We start from the raw sequence: 17,874 nt of genomic DNA on the forward strand, positions 1-17,874 counted from the left end.
GAGGGGCCTTAAATTTCGGCAGGGCTAGGGGTGCCTTGGGCCAGGTTGGCCAGGGCATCGCCAGTAACACGCACCACACGCCAGTCTTCCAGCACTTGAGCGCCTTGGTGCTTGTAAAAGTCGATGGCGTTCCGGTTCCAGTCCAGTACTACCCACTCCAGGCGACCACAGCCTTGGGCGACAGCCATCTGGGCCAGATGGCGCAAGACAGCAGCGCCCAGACCGTGCTTGCGATGGGCCGGGTCTATATACAAATCCTCCAGATAGATGCCGCGGCGATCCAGAAAGCTGGAGTAGTTGTAAAACCACATAATGTAAGAAATTGGTGCGTCGGGCTGGTCTTCTGGCGTGATCACCAGGCAGTAGGCGCTGGGCTCATCGGAGAAGAAGCTGTTGCGCAGCGACTCGGCGCTAGCCTTGAAAATATGCTCCAGTTTTTCAAAGGCGGCCATATCGCGCATCAGGCCCAGAACGGCCGGAATGTCTGCGGGGGTGGCTGGACGCAGCACATACCCTTTAATAAATTCGCTCATGCTTTTGCAAAGGTTTAGCGTTATGCTTGATCGGAAACAGACGCATCAGGCGTCCGAAAGTAGGCATTATGAGCTAATTGTCTGGCTCTGCCCAATTTGCAGGAGGTAAAAATGACGTGGACGAAACGAGGCGCAGCCTTGGCACTGGGAACATTGGGTGTGGTAGCGGGCTCGGCGTATGTCGTGGTTGCCCAGGCTCAGGAAGCCAGTGCCTCGGGTGAAGTACGCCGTCTGGACGCCGAGGCCGGCAAAATTACCATCAAGCATGGTGAGATCAGCGACCTGGAGCTGCCCGCCATGACATTGGTGTACAAAATTGATCCCGCCTTGCTGGCCAATATCAAGCCGGGTGACAAGGTAAAGTTCACTGCCAAACGTGATGGCGGTGATTACGTGGTCACCAAGATCAGCAAATAGGCGCAGCGCTCTGCGGGCGCAGGGTTGCAGTAAGAAAAAGGGGCAGAAGAATCTGCCCCTTTTCTATTACAGCGACAAGCGGATGTCTTACAGCACGTAGCGTGCCAGATCCTGGCTGGCTGCGGTTTCCTGCAGCTGCTTGTTCACGTAGTCAGCGTCAATGACCACATTTTGCTCACCGTGGCTGCCGGCGCTGTAGGACAGCTCTTCCAGCAGTTTTTCCATGACGGTGTACAGGCGACGGGCACCAATGTTTTCGGTACGCTCGTTGACATCGAAGGCCAGCTCGGCCAGACGCTGGATGCCGTCGGGACGGAAGTCCAGTTGCACGTCTTCGGTGCCCAGCAAGGCGGCGTATTGCTTGGTCAGGGAAGCGTCCGTGGTCGACAGGATCTGCACGAAATCCTGGGCGCTCAGCGATTCCAGTTCCACACGGATAGGGAAGCGGCCTTGCAGTTCAGGGATCAGATCCGAGGGGCGGGACAGATGGAACGCGCCCGAGGCAATAAACAGGATGTGGTCGGTACGCACCACACCGTATTTGGTCGTGACGGTGGTGCCTTCTACCAGTGGCAGCAGGTCACGCTGCACACCTTGGCGGGACACATCGCCGCCGCTGCCCTGGCTTTCGCCACGCGCAGTGATCTTGTCGATCTCGTCCAGGAACACGATACCGTTCTGCTCGGCGTTGGCCACTGCAGCGGTACGCAAGTCGTCTTCATTGACGCGACGGGCCGCTTCTTCCTCGGTCAGTTGCTTGAAGGCTTCCTTGACCGTCAGCTTGCGAGCCTTGGTTTTTTCCTGGCCCAGACCGGAGAACATGCCGCGCAATTGCTCGGTCATCTCTTCCATGCCGGGAGGGGCCATGATTTCCATGCGAGGCATGGCCTGAGCCATCTCGATTTCAATCTCGGTATCGTCCAGCTTGCCTTCACGCAGACGCTTGCGGAACACCTGGCGTGCCGAGTTGTCCTCACGCTGGGGCTGACCGTGGGCATCGCGCGAGGGCGGCACCAGTACGTCCAGAATGCGGTCTTCAGCGGCTTCCTCGGCCTGGGTGCGCACACGGCGCATTTCGACTTCGCGAGTTTGCTTGACCGAAATATCCACCAGGTCGCGGATGATGGTTTCAACGTCGCGGCCCACATAGCCCACTTCCGTGAACTTGGTGGCTTCAACTTTGATAAAAGGCGCATTGGCCAGCTTGGCCAGACGACGGGCGATTTCGGTTTTACCCACGCCGGTGGGTCCGATCATCAGAATGTTCTTGGGCACGATCTCGCTGCGCAGGGGCTCGGCAACCTGCTGGCGGCGCCAGCGATTGCGCAGGGCCACGGCCACGGAGCGCTTGGCCTTGCCCTGGCCAACGATATGCTTGTCCAGTTCGGAGACGATCTCTCCGGGAGTCATATTAGGTGTAGACATGGTGGGGTATCCGGCTGTCAGAGTGTTTCGACGATATGGTTCTGGTTGGTGTAGATGCACAGGTCACCTGCGATCTCCAGAGACTTTTTAACGATGTCGGCAGGAGCCATATCGGTGTTTTGCAGCAAGGCCATGGCGGCTGACTGGGCATAGGAGCCGCCCGAACCGATGGCAGCCAGGCCATGCTCGGGTTCGAGCACGTCGCCATTGCCAGTGAGCACCAGCGTGTGTTCCTTGTCCGCCACCAGCAGCATGGCTTCCAGACGGCGCAGAACGCGGTCGGTGCGCCAGTCGCGCGTCAGTTCGACGGCGGCGCGCAGCAGGTTGCCCTGGTGCTTTTCCAGCTTTGCTTCAAAGCGTTCTTGCAAGGTGAAGGCGTCGGCCGTCGCACCGGCAAAGCCGGCCAGGATGCTGTCGTTGTACAAACGGCGAATCTTGCGGGCCGTGCCCTTGATGACAATATTGCCCAGGGTGACCTGACCATCGCCGCCAATGGCGACCTGATCTCCGCGGCGTACACAGACAATAGTAGTGGCGTGAAATTGTTCCATGATTTCCTTCCTTTAAGGTTCCCATCTGGGGGCCGGGCAGAAAATTTCAAGCGCATGACAGCAGGAAGTTTTTACCGGGCGCTAGGTTGCTGCGCTGAACGGGGGTGAAGGAGGGCACGCTGCTGTGTTGATAGAGGCTGGTGTGGCTGGACTAAATGGCAAAAAAAAGCCCGCCAGAATGATCGGGCGGGCTTTTTATCAGGGTGAGGGGCGTTGCCGCCTATCAATCCCCAAACATCTTTTGACGCTTCTCGCGACGTTCCTGGGCTTCCAGAGACAGGTTGGCCGTAGGACGTGCCAGCAAACGGGGCAGGCCGATGGGCTCGCCGGTTTCCTCACACCAGCCGTATTCGCCCGAATCGATCAGGGCGATGGACTGTTGCACTTTCTTGAGCAGCTTGCGTTCGCGATCGCGGGTGCGCAGCTCCAGAGCGTGTTCTTCTTCGATCGTGGCACGGTCAGCCGGGTCAGGAACGAACTGGGTTTCACGCAGGTTTTCCGTCGTGGCACCGGCGTTGGCCAGAATTTCCTGCTCAAGCTGGCGCAAACGATGCTTGAAAAACTCCAGCTGGGCGGCGTTCATGTAGTCTGACTCAGGCATCGCCAAAAGCTCCTGCTCGGTCAGCAGGGTTGTAGTACTGTCATGTGACTTAGTTGCCATGATGCTTACCTCTTGTTGACGTCTGGGAGCCTGTAACTGTCGTCACGCGCAATCGCTCCGCATTTACTGAATAATTATTAATTCAAACCAGGCAATTCTCCAGGCCCTGGGTGAATATGTCTTGGGGCAGCTTGCGGCCAATAAAGACCAGCTTGGTGCCTTTTTTATCTTTGGCCAGCCAGGCATTGCCGGGCTCGGCGCTCATCATCATGTGTACGCCTTGGAACAGCATACGGCGATTGATGCCCTTCAGATACAAAATGCCCTTGTAGCGCATCAGATCTGGTCCAAATACCTGAACAATGCCCGACAGGAAGTCTTCCAGCCGTTCGGGGTCGAAAGGTCGATCCGAACGGAACACGAAAGCCCCGATCTCGTCATTGTGAGCGGCGTGCTCGTGGTGATGATGGTGGTGGTCGTGCCCGCAGTCAGGACCGCAATCGCCTTCTTCACCGTGGGCATGATCGTGGTGGTGATCATGCTCGTCCGCTGCATCGGGGTGTTGCTCTGCCAAGAATTGCGGATCAATGTCCAAAATGGAATTCAGGTTGAAACCGCTGACTTCCAGCAAATCCTTGATGTCGGTTTCACCGAAGTGAACCGGCGTAATCGTGGCTCGCGGGTTGATGCGGATCAGACGGGCGCGCAGGGCCTCGTAATCCACATCATTGACCAGATCTTTTTTGGAGATCAGCAAACGGTCCGCAAAACCAACCTGTTTCTGGGCTTCTTCTTGCTGGTCCAGCGTGGCCATGCCGTGTTTGGCATCCACTACCGTGATGACCGCGTCCAGCCGATAGTAGTCGGCAATATCATCGTCCATGAAGAAGGTCTGGCAGACCGGGCCGGGGTTAGCCATGCCGGTGGTCTCGATGATGACGCGCTCGAACTTCAGTTCGCCCGCCTGGCGGCGAACGCGCAAATCGTTCAGGGTGCGCATCAGGTCACCGCGCACGGTGCAGCACACGCAACCGTTGCTCAGCTCGACGATTTCTTCTTCGGAGTCTTGCACCAACAATTCGTTGTCGATGCCTTCAGGCCCGAACTCGTTTTCGATGACGGCAATACGTCGACCGTGATATTCGCTCAGGATGCGCTTGAGCAGCGTGGTTTTGCCAGCGCCCAAAAAACCAGTCAGAACAGTGACTGGAACCATGTTGTTCAGATCTGATGCCGCGTTCATAAACATGCCTCGCAGTGGCGGGCGAAAGGTACAAGGCACGGCACCAACCGCGGCTTCCTGCACCCATCTGCTCCGCACGAAAACAACGTGCGATTACATCACAGCCTTGCCTGTTGGGCAAACGGTGATCTGTAAAAATTCACAGAGGTTTGCCAATAGATCGGGGAATATATACCGATTGGAGGCAAAATGCCACGTTTTAGGGGGCAGATAAGGGTTTTCGCTCGTTTTTAGCGGCAACGCAACGCTGGCACAGGCCACGCAACTCGGTCTCGTGACCGGACAGGGCAAAGCCGGCTCCGCGCACACAGTCAGCCAGCCGCTGGCTCAGGTCCGGAGCGCACAGCTCCACCACGGTACCGCACTGGGTGCAGACAATCAGCAAGTCGTGGGGGTGGCCACCGGCATCCACACAGGCCGTCCAGGCATTGACGGCATCCAGGCGGTGAATCAGACCTTCTTCAGTCAGAAAGTCCAGAGCACGGTAAACGGTAGGGGGCTTGGCGCCGGGCTGGAACTCGCGAACCAGATCCAGCAGTTCGTAGGCGCGCAAACTGCGCTGGGCCTGAATCAGGATTTCCAGCACCTGGCGGCGAATTGAAGTCAGCCGTTTACCGCGTTCCAGACAAAGCTGTTCAGCGGTAGCAAGCTGATCTTCAATGGCGTTGGGCGTAAGAATATGTACAGGCATGGCGCTTGATGGGTTGTTTGTTATGTTATAACATCTTTGGAAAATTAAATTATTCCCAATCTAGCCGCATTATCCCTGTTTCATGTCCTGTCCTCAATTTCCCTCGACTTTCCGTAGTCCGGCACCTCGTCGTTCGCTCTTGCTGGCCTCGGCCGGACAGCGCGTACTGGGCGCTTTGTGCGTGGCAGGAGCCCTGTGGCTACTGACCGCCTGGGCATTGGGCGCGTGGTAAGGGCATGAGTTCACATCAAACCTTGATCGAACTCGAGCATGTCGCGCTGGGCTGGAAAGACAAAATCGCTCTGCGTGATATTAGCGGCTGTTTTAACCGAGGCTCCTTGACGGCTATCGTCGGGCCTAACGGTGCTGGTAAATCCACCTTGCTCAAAGGGCTGACCGGGCAGATCAACCCCCTGAAAGGGCGCATTGCTGTCGACAGCGGTTTTCTGAATCAGCTGGCCTTGTTGCCGCAGATGGGCGATCTGGACAAAAGTTTTCCGGTGACGGTGCATGATCTGGTGGCCATGGGAGCCTGGAAGCGTGTGGGTGCCTGGGGTGGTTTCCCCAAAGCCGAGCACGAACGCATTGGTCATGCGCTGGAGCAGGTGGGTTTGGCCGACTTTGCGCGTCGTTCCATTGGCACCTTGTCGGGCGGTCAGTTACAGCGCGCCTTGTTCGCCCGCATGATCATGCAAGATGCCCAGATCCTTTTGCTGGACGAGCCTTTTGCCGCGGTAGACCGCGCAACCTCGGATGAATTGATGAACCTGATTCTGGACTGGCACAAACAGGGCCGTACCGTGATGGCCGTGTTGCATGATCTGGATATGGTGCGTAGCTGTTTTCCGCAAACCGTGCTGCTTGCCGGGCAGGTGGTGGGCTGGGGTGAGACCGAGGCGGTGCTGACGCCGGAGAACCTGCATCTGGCTCGCCATTTGTGCGCGGGGGACTATCTATGATTTCCCTGGTCGATGTGCTGTTTGGCCCTTTCATGGACTTTGGTTTCATGAAGCGCGCGCTGGCCGGTTCGTTTGCCCTGGCCGCAGCGGCCGGGCCTTTGGGTGTGTTTCTGGTACTGCGCCGCATGAGCCTGATGGGCGATGCGATGGCGCATGCCATTTTGCCCGGTGTGGCGGTGGGTTTCCTGACGGCGGGCCTGTCTTTAAGCGCGATGGCCATAGGCGGTATGATTACCGGCCTGGTCGTAGCCTTGCTGGCCGGTCTGGTGGCTCGCCTGACACCGCAACGGGAGGACGCCAGTTTTGCGGCCTTCTATCTGGTGTCCCTGGGGCTGGGGGTGCTGCTGGTGTCGCTGCGTGGCTCGAATATGGATTTGATCCATGTGCTGTTTGGCACCGTGCTGGGGCTGGATGATGCCTCCTTGCTGCTGGTGACCAGCAGCACGACGGTCACGCTGATTATTCTGGCCCTGGTGTTTCGGCCACTGGTGCTGGAGTGCATGGACCCGATCTTTCTGCGCACCCAAGGGGGGCGTGGCTCCGTGGTTCACATGCTGTTCTTGTTCATGCTGGTCATTACGCTGGTGGCTGGCTTCCAGGTTCTGGGGACCTTGATGGTGGTGGGGATCATGATGCTGCCCGCCGCCTCGGCCCGGTTCTGGGTGTATTCCGTAGGCCGGCAAATGCTGGTGGCGGCCTTGCTGGGCATGATCAGCGCCTATCTGGGGCTGCTGTTCTCGTATTACTACAACGTGCCTGCTTCGCCCGCGATCATTCTGGCGGCCGGCGCGTTTTATTTTCTTTCTATCACCCTTGGCCCCCAAGGCGGTTTGCTGCGTGCCTATTCCCAATGGCGTGCACGGCGTCGGCGCATGGCCTCTCTCCTGGAGCACGATTGATGAAAATGCGAGACATTTATTCAGGCCGCACTGTATTGGCCTTGGGCTTGCTGGCAGCCAGTTTGTCGGTACAGGCCGAGCCCCTGCGCGTGGTCAGCAGCTTCTCGATCCTGAACGATATGGTCAAGGAGATTGGTGGCGACAAGGTCATGGCCAGCACGATCGTGCCTGCCAATGGGGATGCCCATTCGTTTGAGCCGCGTCCCAGCGATGCGAAGACCTTGGCCAGCGCGCAGTTGCTGGTGATTAACGGTCTGGAATTTGAGTCCTGGCTGCCGCGCTTGCAGCAGGCAGCAGGCTACAAGGGACCGCAGATTGTAGCGACAGAAGGCATTACGCCCTTGGCTTTTGAGGGCGGGCAGCACGACCATGCTGGCCACGATCACGATCACGATCACGATCACGATCACGATCACGACCATGAGCCTGCGCATGATCATCAACACGTGGATGAGAAAGATCACAGTGGCCACGCCCACAGCCATCAGCATGGCAGTCAGGATCCGCATGCATGGCAAAGCCTGGGCCTGGCGCAGATCTATGTTCGTAATATCAGTAAAGGTCTGGAGCAGGTTGACCCGGCCAATGCCGAGTACTACCAGCGCCGCGCCAAGGATTATGCGCAGCGCCTTCAGGAACTGGACGATTCCATCAAAACCCGCCTGCAAGCCGTGCCGGTAGAAAAGCGCAAGGTCATTACCTCGCACGATGCTTTCTCTTATATGGGCAAGGCTTACGACATCCGTTTCATCCCCTTGGTCGGTGTCTCCAGCCAGGCGGAGCCTTCGGCACGCGATATTGCAACGATTATTCAGCAAGCACGCAGCGAGCAGATTCAGGCCATTTTTGTAGAAAACACGGTCAGCGCGAAGCTGGTTGAGCAAGTGGCTCGGGAAACTGGCGCGAAGGTAGGCGGCACTCTGTATTCCGATGCCTTGGGTGTGCCTGGGTCAGGCGTGGATACCTATTTGGGCATGATGCGCTCGAATACCGATCAATTGATCAAGGCTTTGCAGCCCTGATTCATTCATCCGGCTTGTCACTGGCCCGGTTCTTGCGTTGTGCCCGAGGATGGGCCTGATCGTAAGCCTGGGCCAGATGCTGGAAGTCCAGACGGGTATAAATCTGGGTCGTGGAAATATTGGTGTGGCCCAGTAGTTCCTGCACCGCCCGTAAATCTTGAGCCGACTGCAGCAAATGGCTGGCAAAGCTGTGGCGCAAGCTGTGCGGGTGCACATGCACCGGCAGGCCGCTGGCACGGGCGTAGTTTTCCAGCTCTTGCTGCACCATTCGCGGATGAATGCGAGCCCCACGGGCTCCCAGAAACAGTGCTGCACTGGCATCGGCGCTAGTCGTCAGCGATGCCAAAGCGGGGCGTTTTTCCAGCCATTGCTGCAAGGCATGCAGGGCTTTTTCACCTACAGGCAGGCGGCGTGTCTTGCCGCCTTTGCCACTGACCACCAGCTCACGATCATCCAGCAGTAACCAGCTTTTGGACTGGTATTGCGTGTCCTGGTGATAGTGCGTGTCCAGGCTAACCAGCTCGGCCAAACGCAGCCCGCTGGAATAAAACAACTCAAACATGGCCTGATTGCGCCAGCTGACCGGGTCGTCCTGAATAGGGGCGGTTGGGCGGTCCAGTAATTGCTGGGTCTGGTCTACGGACAAGGCCTTGGGCAGGGGACGGCCTATCTTGGGTGCCTTCAGGCTGGCAGCCGGGTTCAAGGGCCAGCCCAGTGCTTTGGTGCGCGATTGATAGTAGCCACGCCAGGCCGCCAGAATACGGGCCAGGCTGCGCGGTGCCAGGCCCTGTGCATGCAAACGGACGGCGGCTTGTCGTAACTGGCTCTGAGTCAGTGTGTCGGGGTCTGTGCCTGGGTACTGCGCCAGCAAATGGCGCAGATCATTGCGGTACGCACTGAGCGTGTGTTCCGAATAGCGTTTTTCATGGCTTAGTTGATGCAGCCAGCTTTGCATGGCCGGGCTCAGGGCCTGGGGGGCGGCTGGCTGCTTGTGGGGCCTGTCCCCGGAAGGGGGGCGGTCTGGTTTCTTCAGGCCGGACATTCGCTTTGATCAACGCTGCTGGGCTTGTGCAAGCGCTGCAGGGCGGCGCTGCACAACTCACCAATGCCTTCCAGAAAGTCCGTACCCATATCGGCGGTAAAGCGTGTGGCTTCGGGCGAGCCCAGAACCAGCAAGCCAAACAGGGTGTTCGACTCGGGGAACATCAAGGGCACAATGGCCACCGATTGCGCGTCTTGCTGCAAATCGGCCAGGAACTCCTGTTCGCGTCGGACGCCGCAATAGGGATTGATCAAGGTGTAGGCCCAGCTGACCAGGGCGTCGTCAGCCAGCACTTCGTCCGGATTCCAGCAGTGCAGGCGGACAACGGGCATTTCAAAAATGCGTTCCAGGCTGCTGCAGATAAGAGCGGGGAGGGCGCCGGGATCGGACTCGGCCAGCATCTGGCAGTTCCATTGATGTAGTTGGCGCGAGATCTTTTCATTGCCACGAGCATTAGCGACCAGTGTGGCTAGTTGGCGCTCGGTTTTCTTGCCGCGCTCGCGCAGCAGCATGATCTGGCGCTCGCCCAGGGAAATGGCGCGACTTTGGTGCGGGTGCGGCACCATCAGTTTGGAAAAAACGTCGGCGTGCGCGTCGAAGAAATCAGGGTTGGCTTTCAAAAACTGGGCCACTTCCACGGCGCTAAGGCTGTTGGGGGTATCCATGTCTAGAAGGTTTCCTTTCTGGCTAAGGATGCACACAGTGCATCGATATCGACTTGTCCGGTAAAGACAGTTTGGGCCGGGCCGCTCATGCGTAGCGCCTGTCCGTCCCATTCAATGCGCAGACTGCCTCCACGAGTATCAACGACAACCGGGCTTTGGAGCAATCCCCGGCGTATTCCCGCCACCACAGCCGCACACGCGCCTGTACCGCAGGCCAGGGTTTCACCGGCTCCGCGCTCGTAGACGCGCAGCTTGATGTGGTGGGGATCAATAACTTGCATGAAACCCGCGTTCACTTTGTGGGCAAAACGGGGGTGGGATTCGATGAAGGGGCCTACCGTGGCAACCGGGGCCTGTTTCACATCGTCCACGACCTGCACGGCATGGGGATTGGAAATCGAGACCAGTGACAGGGCGACGGGGGCGGCTTGATCGGGCACTGGCAAGAGCCACAGCGTGTCTTCGCCTTGGGCGCGCGTTTCCAGGCCCTTATTGTCAAAACCCACATCGGCAGGCGCAAAGCGGGTGGTGCCCATCATGACATCCACGCCGCGTTGCGGGTCGTCATTCAGGCTGATGATGCCGGTGCGGATTTGCGCCCGCAAAGGGTTGGCCGAGGACAGGCCTTGCTCATGCACGAAGCGCACAAAACAACGTGCGCCGTTGCCGCAATGTTCCACCTCACTGCCGTCCGCATTGAAGATGCGATAGCGGAAATCGGCCCCTGCTTCGGTGGCGGCCTCGACCAGCAAGATCTGGTCAGCGCCAATCCCGAAGTGGCGATCGGCCAGGGCGCGGGCTCGTTCAGGTGTCAGTTCGATGTGCTGCGTCACACCATCCAGCATGACAAAGTCATTGCCCGCTCCGTGCATTTTGCTGAAACGCCAAAGGGAGGAAACGGGCTGGGGGGCGGTGGGACTGTGCATGATGGGTCTAGTAGATGCCGGGTTGACCTTCAGGTCGGGTTTTGAAGCGTCGATGTACCCAATAATACTGCGGCGGGTCCTCGCGCACATATTTTTCGATCAGGGCATTCATACGCTCGGTGGCCTCTTCCAGAGTACCTTCGCCGGGGAAGTCGGACATGGGTTCCAGCACCTGAATATGGTAGTGGCCGGTCTGGGCATCCAAGCGGGAAATCACGGGAATGACCAGTGCATCCTGATTGCGGGCAATCTGGGCAGTGGACAGCAGGGTGGCGGCCGGAACATTGAAAAAGGGCACAAAGGCCGAGCCCTTGGTGCCGAAGTCCATATCAGGCAGGTAATAAATCGGCTGGCCTTTTTGCAGCGCGCGCATCAGACCACGGATACCATCCTTGCGGGAAATCAGCGGGACCGAGGAAAAGCGGCTACGGCCTTCGTACATCAGGCGATCTACATGGGGGTCGCGTTGCGGAGTGTAAAAAGCCACCAAGGGCGAGATGGACATGGACAGGCGGGTGCCCGCCGCATCCATACCCAGAAAGTGAGGCACCAGCAGCATGACCTTGCGGCCCTGTTCCAGGGCCTGGGTAATGTGTTCTTCGCCCGTCAGGTGCAGCGTGTTCAGAATGGTGCTGGGCAGGCCAAACCAGAGCAGGCCCCGATCCAGATAGGATTGGGCCAGCAGGCGAAAGTGCTGTTTTTCCCATTCACGGCGCGTACTTTCTGGCGTGTCAGGGAAGCACAGGCCCAGATTGGTACGCACAATGTGACGGCGGCGGGAGGCGAAGCGATGCACCAGCCCGCCCAGCGCGGTCCCCCAACGCTGACGCGTGCGTACGGAGGCACGGCCAAAGTAGGTGAAAACAGATTTGAGCAGCGGGTAAGAATTAAAACTCATGGGGTGGTATCGCCAGGCAAAGGGGGCGCGTCGTGGGGGACCTTGTAGCGGTTGTAGCCCCACAGGTATTGGGTGGGGAAACGGCGTATCAAGTTTTCCATGGACTCGTTGATCAGGGTGGCCAGCTCTGTCGGGTCTTGGGGCAAGGGCTCGGGCAGGCGCGAAGTGTGAATGTGCCATCCGCGCCCCTTGGGCAGGCGCTCGGCAGCCGTCACAATCACAGGCACATTAGATTGACGAGCCAGCTTGCCAGCCAGCGTCATGGTCAGCGCAGGGCGGCCAAAAAACGGTGCCCATACGCCATCACCACCACTGGGGACCTGATCGGGCAACATGCCTGCTGATTCACCACGGCGAAACGCGCGCACCAGTTCACGGACACCTTTAATATTGGCCGGTACGGCATGCAGGCCCGGTAAATCGCGTGACTCCACCATCAAGGGTTCCAGAAATGCCTGACGGGGCGGACGGAACAGGACGGTCATTGGATCCACGCCGGAAAAATAGCGCGCAATCATTTCAAAACAGCCTAGATGCGGAGTCAGATAAAGTATGCCGCGACCTTCGGCCAGTGTTTCCTGAACCATAGGCAGATTGTCGATCGTGCAGCGGTCCAGGCAGGCTTGTGGATGCAGCCAGACGCGCGGGGTTTCCACAATCATGGCGCCTGTTTCTCCGGCGGCTTGCCGAAAGAAAGCAGGAGAATCGTAGCCTGCCTGGCGACAGTGGTTTTGCAGACGGCGGCGATAGCGTCCGGGAAAGGCGTAAATCAGTCGGCCTATTGTTCTACCCAGACCATGCAGGACGGGTAAAGGCAGGCGAGCCATCAAGCGCAAAAGAGCCACTAGCATGGGCCAGGCAATCCTTTAATGTGAAGTTTTGCTGAAATAAATACGTATTTTCGCTTAAAATGGATTGTATCGCTGAGTTAAACGACAACTTGCGGAGCGATCGGGCGGCAAGCTGCCCACTATAAACCGCTAAAGCGTCGCGCCCCGTCTATCGTATCCACATCGCTGGCTTCGAGGTGCAACGCAGTTTGTTCAACCTCGTGCTGATTATCAGCCCTTATTAAAGGAAGCTACGCTGTGAACAACAACGACTTTCTCTTTACCTCCGAATCCGTCTCTGAAGGCCACCCCGACAAGGTTGCCGACCAGATCTCCGACGCCATCCTGGACGCTATTTTCGAGCAAGACCCTCAGGCGCGTGTTGCTGCCGAGACCTTGTGCAATACCGGTCTGGTTGTGCTGGCTGGCGAGATCACCACGCACGCCAACGTGGATTACATCCAGGTTGCCCGTGACACCATCAAGCGCATTGGCTATGACAATGGCGACTACGGCATCGATTACAAGTCTTGCGCCGTTCTGGTGGCCTACGACAAGCAATCGCCCGATATCGCCCAAGGCGTGGACCGCAGCCCTGAAGAGCTGCTGAACCAGGGTGCTGGCGACCAGGGCCTGATGTTTGGCTACGCGTGCGACGAAACCCCTGATCTGATGCCGGCTCCTATCTGGTACGCCCACCGTCTGGTGCAGCGCCAGAGCGAACTGCGCAAAGATGGCCGTCTGCCCTGGTTGCGCCCTGACGCCAAATCCCAGGTGACCTTCCGCTACGTGGATGGCCGTCCTACCGAAGTGGACACCGTGGTGCTGTCCACTCAGCACGCTCCTGAAATGTCCCAGAAAGACATTCACGAAGCCGTGATCGAACACATCATTCGTCCATGCTTCCCTTCGGATCTGCTGACCGAAAAAACCCGCTTCCTGGTGAACCCCACCGGCAAGTTCGTGATTGGTGGTCCTCAAGGTGATTGCGGTCTGACTGGCCGCAAGATCATTGTGGATACCTACGGTGGCGCATGCCCTCACGGCGGTGGTGCTTTCTCCGGCAAGGACCCCTCCAAAGTGGACCGTTCCGCTGCCTACGCGGCGCGTTATGTGGCCAAGAACATTGTGGCTGCCGGACTGGCCCGTCAGTGTCAGGTGCAGTTGAGCTACGCCATTGGTGTGGCCGAGCCTATCAACATCACCATCTACACCGAAGGCACCGGCGTGATTCCGGATACCGAGATCGCCAAGCTGGTGCGCCAACATTTCGATCTGCGCCCACGCGGCATCATCGAAATGCTGGATCTGCAGCGTCCCATCTACACCAAGACCGCTGCCTACGGTCACTTTGGCCGCAGCGAGCCCGAGTTCAGCTGGGAAGCCACGGACAAGGCCCAGGCTTTGCGTCAGGCTATCTAAGCAGTGTGAAAGGCCGCTTGCGGGCGGCGCTTTGCCGCAGTGATACAGCGTTGCCGGGACCGGAGAATCGGGTTGCCCGCAACGCTGCAAGAGGCAGGCCCCGGCCCGACTCGCAAGAAGAAATTATGATTTTTACCCCTGGAGCCGTCTTCCCAAGACGATCCAAACGGGTACAATCACCCACATTAATTTGCCATCCTCGAGGGGCGTTGCGACAAGACGCTAGTCTTGCCAGGCTCGGGGCATGGATAGGTGGTATCCACCTTGGAGAACGACGCTCACCACGACCTGCATGGCGGGCTGCTGGTGAGAATTCATTTACTCTCCCTGCAGTCTGCGTGCCGTATAACGGAGCCCGACTGTGACTTTTACCGATTACAAAATTGCCGATATTTCCTTGGCTGAATGGGGCCGCCGCGAGCTGACCATTGCCGAGACCGAAATGCCTGGCCTGATGGCCACCCGCGAGGAATTTGCTGCCTCCCAGCCCCTGAAGGGCGCGCGCATTGCCGGCAGTTTGCACATGACGATTCAAACCGGGGTTCTGGTTGAAACCCTGACGGCCCTGGGCGCTGAAGTGCGCTGGGCATCGTGCAACATCTTCTCCACTCAAGACCACGCTGCCGCTGCTATTGCTGCCTCTGGCGTACCTGTGTTCGCCGTCAAGGGCGAAACCCTGGAAGAGTACTGGCAATACGCCCACGACATTTTCGATTGGCCCGGCGAACAGGCCAACATGATTCTGGACGACGGTGGCGACGCAACCCTGTTGCTGCATTTGGGTGCCCGTGCTGAAAAAGACCTGTCCGTTCTGGACAATCCCGGCAGCGAAGAAGAGCGTGTCATGTTCGCTTCGATCCGCGCCCGTCTGCAAAACGACAAGACCTGGTACTCCACCCGTCTGGCCCAGATCAAGGGTGTGACCGAAGAGACCACCACCGGCGTGCACCGCCTGTACCAGATGGCCAAGAAAGGCGAGCTGGCTTTCCCCGCCATCAACGTGAACGACTCGGTGACCAAGTCCAAGTTCGACAACCTGTACGGCTGCCGCGAGTCCCTGGTGGACGGTATCAAGCGCGCGACCGACGTGATGGTTGCCGGCAAGATTGCCGTGGTTTGCGGTTTCGGTGACGTGGGTAAAGGTTGCGCACAAGCGCTGGCCGCGTTGCGCGCCCAGGTTTGGGTTACCGAAATTGACCCCATCTGCGCCCTGCAAGCCTCGATGGAAGGCTACCGCGTTGTGACCATGGAAGAAGCTGCTGACAAGGCTGACATCTTCGTGACCGCCACTGGTAACTACCACGTGATCGACCGCTCGCACATGGAACGCATGAAAGATCAGGCCATCGTGTGCAATATTGGTCACTTCGACAATGAAATCGATGTGGCCTCGGTGGAAGATCTGGAGTGGGAAGAGATCAAGCCTCAGGTTGATCACATCATTTTCCCTGATGGCAAGCGCATCATCCTGTTGGCCAAGGGACGACTGGTGAACCTGGGTTGTGCGACTGGCCACCCCTCTTTTGTGATGTCGGCTTCGTTCACAAACCAGACCATTGCACAAATTGAACTGTTCACTCGTGGCGAGAACTACGAAACGGGTAAAGTATATGTACTGCCCAAGCATTTGGACGAAAAAGTCGCTCGCTTGCACTTGAAGAAATTGGGTGTGAACTTGTCGACCTTGTCTCAGGCACAGGCGGATTACATCAACGTACCTGTGCAAGGTCCTTTCAAGGCCGAGCACTACCGCTACTAAAACGCACCGGCGTCTTCGGACGCCTATTCTTGGAGCCCTATCATGACTTTGCTACTTGTCTGGATCCTGAATGCTGTTGCCCTGCTGGTTGTTGCCTACATTCTGCCCGGTATTACCGTGGCGTCGTTTGGCTCGGCCCTGATAGCTGCGCTGGTACTGGGCTTGCTCAATACCCTGGTCAAACCTTTGCTGATTGTGCTGACCTTGCCCATCACCATTGTGACCCTGGGCTTGTTCCTTCTGGTACTTAACGCCTTGGTGTTCTGGTTTGCGGGCTCCATCCTCAAAGGCTTCCAGGTTGAAGGCTTCTGGTGGGCCGTGATCGGGGCGATCGTCTACAGTCTGGTTTCCGGGCTGCTGTCGGGACTGTTAATGAAATGAGCAACAAGCAAACCTTGAGCCTGGAGTTTTTCCCGCCGCGAGACATCGCGGCGCAGGAAAAACTGGTGCGCACCGCCAAGACCCTGATGGGCTTGAACCCCGCCTATGTCAGCATGACGTTCGGAGCCGGTGGCTCCACCCGTGCGGGCACGGTCGATGCGGTGGCACTGCTGCAAAAACTGGGCTTTGATGTCGCACCGCACTTGTCGTGCATTGGTACGGCACCCGCGCAGCTTAAAGAGATGCTGGACAATTACCGCGACCAGGGCATACGACGTATCGTGGCCCTGCGCGGTGACTTGCCCTCGGGTATGGGCGGCGATGCGGGCGAGCTGCGCTATGCCAGCGATCTGGTGGCTTTCATTCGTGAAAACTACGGTGAGCAATTTCATATCGAAGTGGCCGCCTACCCAGAAATGCACCCCCAGGCGACGGGTTTTGGGGACGACCTGGGTCACTTTGTGAACAAGGTCAACGCAGGGGCGCATGGCGCGATCACGCAGTACTTCTTCAACCCGGACTCCTACTTCAGCTTTGTTGAACGGGCCCAGGCGCAAGGAGTCACAATTCCGATCACGCCAGGCATCATGCCTATTACCAACTCATCCCAGTTGCTGCGTTTCTCGACCATGTGTGGGGCAGAAGTGCCGCGCTGGATTCGTTTGCGTCTGGCCGACTTCGGTGATGATCGCGCATCGATTCGCGCTTTTGGTATCGATGTGGTGGCGCGCTTGTGTCAGGACCTGTTGGATGGTGGTGCTCCCGGCATCCATATGTACACCCTGAACGGGGCAGACGCGAGCATGGCTATTTTGCCGAATCTGACCTGGCGCTAGGCTCTCAGAGGTTCAATAAAAAACCCGCCAGAGGTCTTGGCGGGTTTTTTTATGGGGCGGCTATATGGCCTTTACCTTTTCCGGTTTGTTCGACTGCTTTGTAAACAGAGTTCTCGATTAAACAGTTTGTGGTAGCGGGTTACTTATAGTTCCGGGGCGGGCACAGCCCAGCCTTTATCAGTCAGAATACTGTCCAGACGTTGATCGTGCGGGGCAGGCTGGTAGGATTGGCCCGACAAGTCGCCCACAGCCCAGGCAATACCAATGCTGGTAAACGCGTGGTTTTGTTCTTTCAGCGCCGCCAAGGTCCGGTCGTAGTAACCCTTGCCATACCCCAGGCGATCACCCTGCCTGGTGTAGCCCAGGGTGGGGACCAGGACAATGTCCGGTTGCATGGTTTTGGTGGAAACCGGGATTTCGATGCCGTAGCGTCCCTTTTCCATGTCGGTGTCGGGTGTCCACTCGACAAAACTCAACGGGGCATCGGCCTCTTTGGCAACGGGCAGACAGACATTGATGCCTTCTTCTTCCACCCATTGAACCAGCAATGGACGCAGGTCCGGTTCCTGGGCCATAGGCCAGAAAGCGGCAATGGTGGTGGGTTCGGTACGGCCTTGCTCACGCAGGCGGCTGCGGTTGGTGGCCAGCCAGGTGAACAGACGGCCCCGGATCAGCAAGGCGCCCCGGTTGATGTCGATGGAGGGCTGTCCTGCACGCAGGTCTTTTAGTCGCGTGCGCAGCGCGGCTGCGTTATGCTCTACGTTCTGAATCATG

Annotated in this window: 21 protein-coding genes and 1 riboswitch; of the genes, 9 read left to right on the forward strand and 12 right to left on the reverse strand. The window is 58.0% G+C overall.

Annotated elements, in window-relative coordinates; translation table 11 throughout:
• Positions 1-8: 8 nt before the first annotated feature.
• On the reverse strand, positions 9-533 hold the full coding sequence (locus tag CPY64_RS00780; protein WP_080723836.1) for a GNAT family N-acetyltransferase: 525 nt from the start codon (positions 531-533) through the stop codon (positions 9-11).
• A 111-nt stretch (positions 534-644) separates the two neighbouring features.
• On the opposite strand from CPY64_RS00780, the gene CPY64_RS00785 reads away from it, so the two are divergent.
• Positions 645-950 (forward strand): copper-binding protein, encoded by a 306-nt coding sequence (locus tag CPY64_RS00785; protein WP_042488111.1) that lies wholly within the window; start codon positions 645-647, stop codon positions 948-950.
• 87 nt (positions 951-1,037) lie between these two features.
• Here the strand turns inward: CPY64_RS00785 and hslU are convergent, their stop codons facing one another.
• The 5 genes from hslU to CPY64_RS00810 form a co-directional block, all read right to left on the reverse strand.
• Entirely contained in the window at positions 1,038-2,375 is a 1,338-nt protein-coding gene (gene hslU, locus CPY64_RS00790) for an ATP-dependent protease ATPase subunit HslU (RefSeq protein WP_042488109.1), read from the reverse strand.
• A gap of 17 nt (positions 2,376-2,392) precedes the next feature.
• Complete coding sequence (gene hslV, locus CPY64_RS00795) at positions 2,393-2,926, reverse strand: ATP-dependent protease subunit HslV (RefSeq protein WP_009462614.1); 534 nt, start codon at positions 2,924-2,926, stop codon at positions 2,393-2,395.
• A gap of 223 nt (positions 2,927-3,149) precedes the next feature.
• Positions 3,150-3,587, reverse strand: coding sequence for an RNA polymerase-binding protein DksA (dksA, locus tag CPY64_RS00800; protein WP_042488105.1), 438 nt, complete (start codon positions 3,585-3,587; stop codon positions 3,150-3,152).
• Between the two features lie 82 nt (positions 3,588-3,669).
• The gene (locus CPY64_RS00805) at positions 3,670-4,770 is read right to left on the reverse strand and encodes a CobW family GTP-binding protein (RefSeq protein ID WP_042488241.1); all 1,101 of its coding nucleotides are present in this window, start codon (positions 4,768-4,770) and stop codon (positions 3,670-3,672) included.
• A 199-nt stretch (positions 4,771-4,969) separates the two neighbouring features.
• Positions 4,970-5,461: a Fur family transcriptional regulator gene (locus tag CPY64_RS00810; RefSeq protein ID WP_009462608.1), complete on the reverse strand. Its 492-nt coding sequence runs from the start codon at positions 5,459-5,461 to the stop codon at positions 4,970-4,972.
• A gap of 82 nt (positions 5,462-5,543) precedes the next feature.
• On the opposite strand from CPY64_RS00810, the gene CPY64_RS19080 reads away from it, so the two are divergent.
• From CPY64_RS19080 to CPY64_RS00825, 4 genes are read left to right on the forward strand one after another with little or no spacing between them, the layout of a single operon-like run.
• Positions 5,544-5,693 (forward strand): hypothetical protein, encoded by a 150-nt coding sequence (locus tag CPY64_RS19080; protein ID WP_165589481.1) that lies wholly within the window; start codon positions 5,544-5,546, stop codon positions 5,691-5,693.
• A gap of 4 nt (positions 5,694-5,697) precedes the next feature.
• Positions 5,698-6,420, forward strand: a complete 723-nt coding sequence (locus CPY64_RS00815) for a metal ABC transporter ATP-binding protein (RefSeq protein WP_035273564.1) — start codon at positions 5,698-5,700, stop codon at positions 6,418-6,420.
• The gene (locus tag CPY64_RS00820) at positions 6,420-7,319 is read left to right on the forward strand and encodes a metal ABC transporter permease (protein ID WP_042488239.1); all 900 of its coding nucleotides are present in this window, start codon (positions 6,420-6,422) and stop codon (positions 7,317-7,319) included. Before CPY64_RS00815 ends, CPY64_RS00820 begins: the two co-directional genes overlap by 1 nt.
• The gene (locus CPY64_RS00825) at positions 7,319-8,341 is read left to right on the forward strand and encodes a metal ABC transporter substrate-binding protein (protein WP_042488101.1); all 1,023 of its coding nucleotides are present in this window, start codon (positions 7,319-7,321) and stop codon (positions 8,339-8,341) included. The genes CPY64_RS00820 and CPY64_RS00825 overlap by 1 nt, the downstream gene beginning before the upstream one ends.
• Position 8,342: 1 nt before the next feature.
• Here CPY64_RS00825 and CPY64_RS00830 read toward each other — a convergent pair whose 3' ends face one another.
• From CPY64_RS00830 to CPY64_RS00850, 5 genes are read right to left on the reverse strand one after another with little or no spacing between them, the layout of a single operon-like run.
• Positions 8,343-9,383, reverse strand: a complete 1,041-nt coding sequence (locus tag CPY64_RS00830; RefSeq protein ID WP_096917369.1) for a tyrosine recombinase XerC — start codon at positions 9,381-9,383, stop codon at positions 8,343-8,345.
• The gene (locus CPY64_RS00835; RefSeq protein WP_042488098.1) at positions 9,371-10,048 is read right to left on the reverse strand and encodes a DUF484 family protein; all 678 of its coding nucleotides are present in this window, start codon (positions 10,046-10,048) and stop codon (positions 9,371-9,373) included. The genes CPY64_RS00830 and CPY64_RS00835 overlap by 13 nt, the downstream gene beginning before the upstream one ends.
• A gap of 2 nt (positions 10,049-10,050) precedes the next feature.
• The gene (gene dapF / locus CPY64_RS00840; RefSeq protein ID WP_042488095.1) at positions 10,051-10,974 is read right to left on the reverse strand and encodes a diaminopimelate epimerase; all 924 of its coding nucleotides are present in this window, start codon (positions 10,972-10,974) and stop codon (positions 10,051-10,053) included.
• Positions 10,975-10,981: 7 nt separating this feature from the next.
• Positions 10,982-11,872: a lysophospholipid acyltransferase family protein gene (locus CPY64_RS00845; RefSeq protein WP_042488091.1), complete on the reverse strand. Its 891-nt coding sequence runs from the start codon at positions 11,870-11,872 to the stop codon at positions 10,982-10,984.
• Positions 11,869-12,723, reverse strand: coding sequence for a lysophospholipid acyltransferase family protein (locus tag CPY64_RS00850; protein WP_042488088.1), 855 nt, complete (start codon positions 12,721-12,723; stop codon positions 11,869-11,871). Before CPY64_RS00850 ends, CPY64_RS00845 begins: the two co-directional genes overlap by 4 nt.
• 237 nt (positions 12,724-12,960) lie before the next feature.
• Here CPY64_RS00850 and metK point away from each other — a divergent pair, with 237 nt between their 5' ends.
• The 4 genes from metK (at position 12,961) to metF (ending at position 17,100) form a co-directional block, all read left to right on the forward strand.
• Positions 12,961-14,124, forward strand: a complete 1,164-nt coding sequence (gene metK / locus CPY64_RS00855; RefSeq protein WP_026484120.1) for a methionine adenosyltransferase — start codon at positions 12,961-12,963, stop codon at positions 14,122-14,124.
• A 195-nt stretch (positions 14,125-14,319) separates the two neighbouring features.
• Positions 14,320-14,411: riboswitch (S-adenosyl-L-homocysteine riboswitch) on the forward strand.
• A 74-nt stretch (positions 14,412-14,485) separates the two neighbouring features.
• The gene (gene ahcY / locus CPY64_RS00860) at positions 14,486-15,883 is read left to right on the forward strand and encodes an adenosylhomocysteinase (protein ID WP_042488087.1); all 1,398 of its coding nucleotides are present in this window, start codon (positions 14,486-14,488) and stop codon (positions 15,881-15,883) included.
• Between the two features lie 42 nt (positions 15,884-15,925).
• Positions 15,926-16,264 carry a phage holin family protein gene (locus tag CPY64_RS00865; RefSeq protein ID WP_009462594.1) on the forward strand — a complete coding sequence of 113 codons (339 nt, stop codon included), beginning with the start codon at positions 15,926-15,928 and terminating at the stop codon, positions 16,262-16,264.
• Positions 16,261-17,100, forward strand: coding sequence for a methylenetetrahydrofolate reductase [NAD(P)H] (gene metF, locus CPY64_RS00870; protein WP_042488083.1), 840 nt, complete (start codon positions 16,261-16,263; stop codon positions 17,098-17,100). The genes CPY64_RS00865 and metF overlap by 4 nt, the downstream gene beginning before the upstream one ends.
• A gap of 143 nt (positions 17,101-17,243) precedes the next feature.
• Here metF and CPY64_RS00875 read toward each other — a convergent pair whose 3' ends face one another.
• Positions 17,244-17,873, reverse strand: a complete 630-nt coding sequence (locus CPY64_RS00875; RefSeq protein ID WP_042488080.1) for a 5-formyltetrahydrofolate cyclo-ligase — start codon at positions 17,871-17,873, stop codon at positions 17,244-17,246.
• Between the last annotated feature and the right edge of the window lies 1 nt (position 17,874).

Origin of the sequence: Alcaligenes faecalis, assembly GCF_002443155.1 — a bacterium.
In the GTDB taxonomy this organism is placed as follows: domain Bacteria; phylum Pseudomonadota; class Gammaproteobacteria; order Burkholderiales; family Burkholderiaceae_B; genus Alcaligenes; species Alcaligenes faecalis.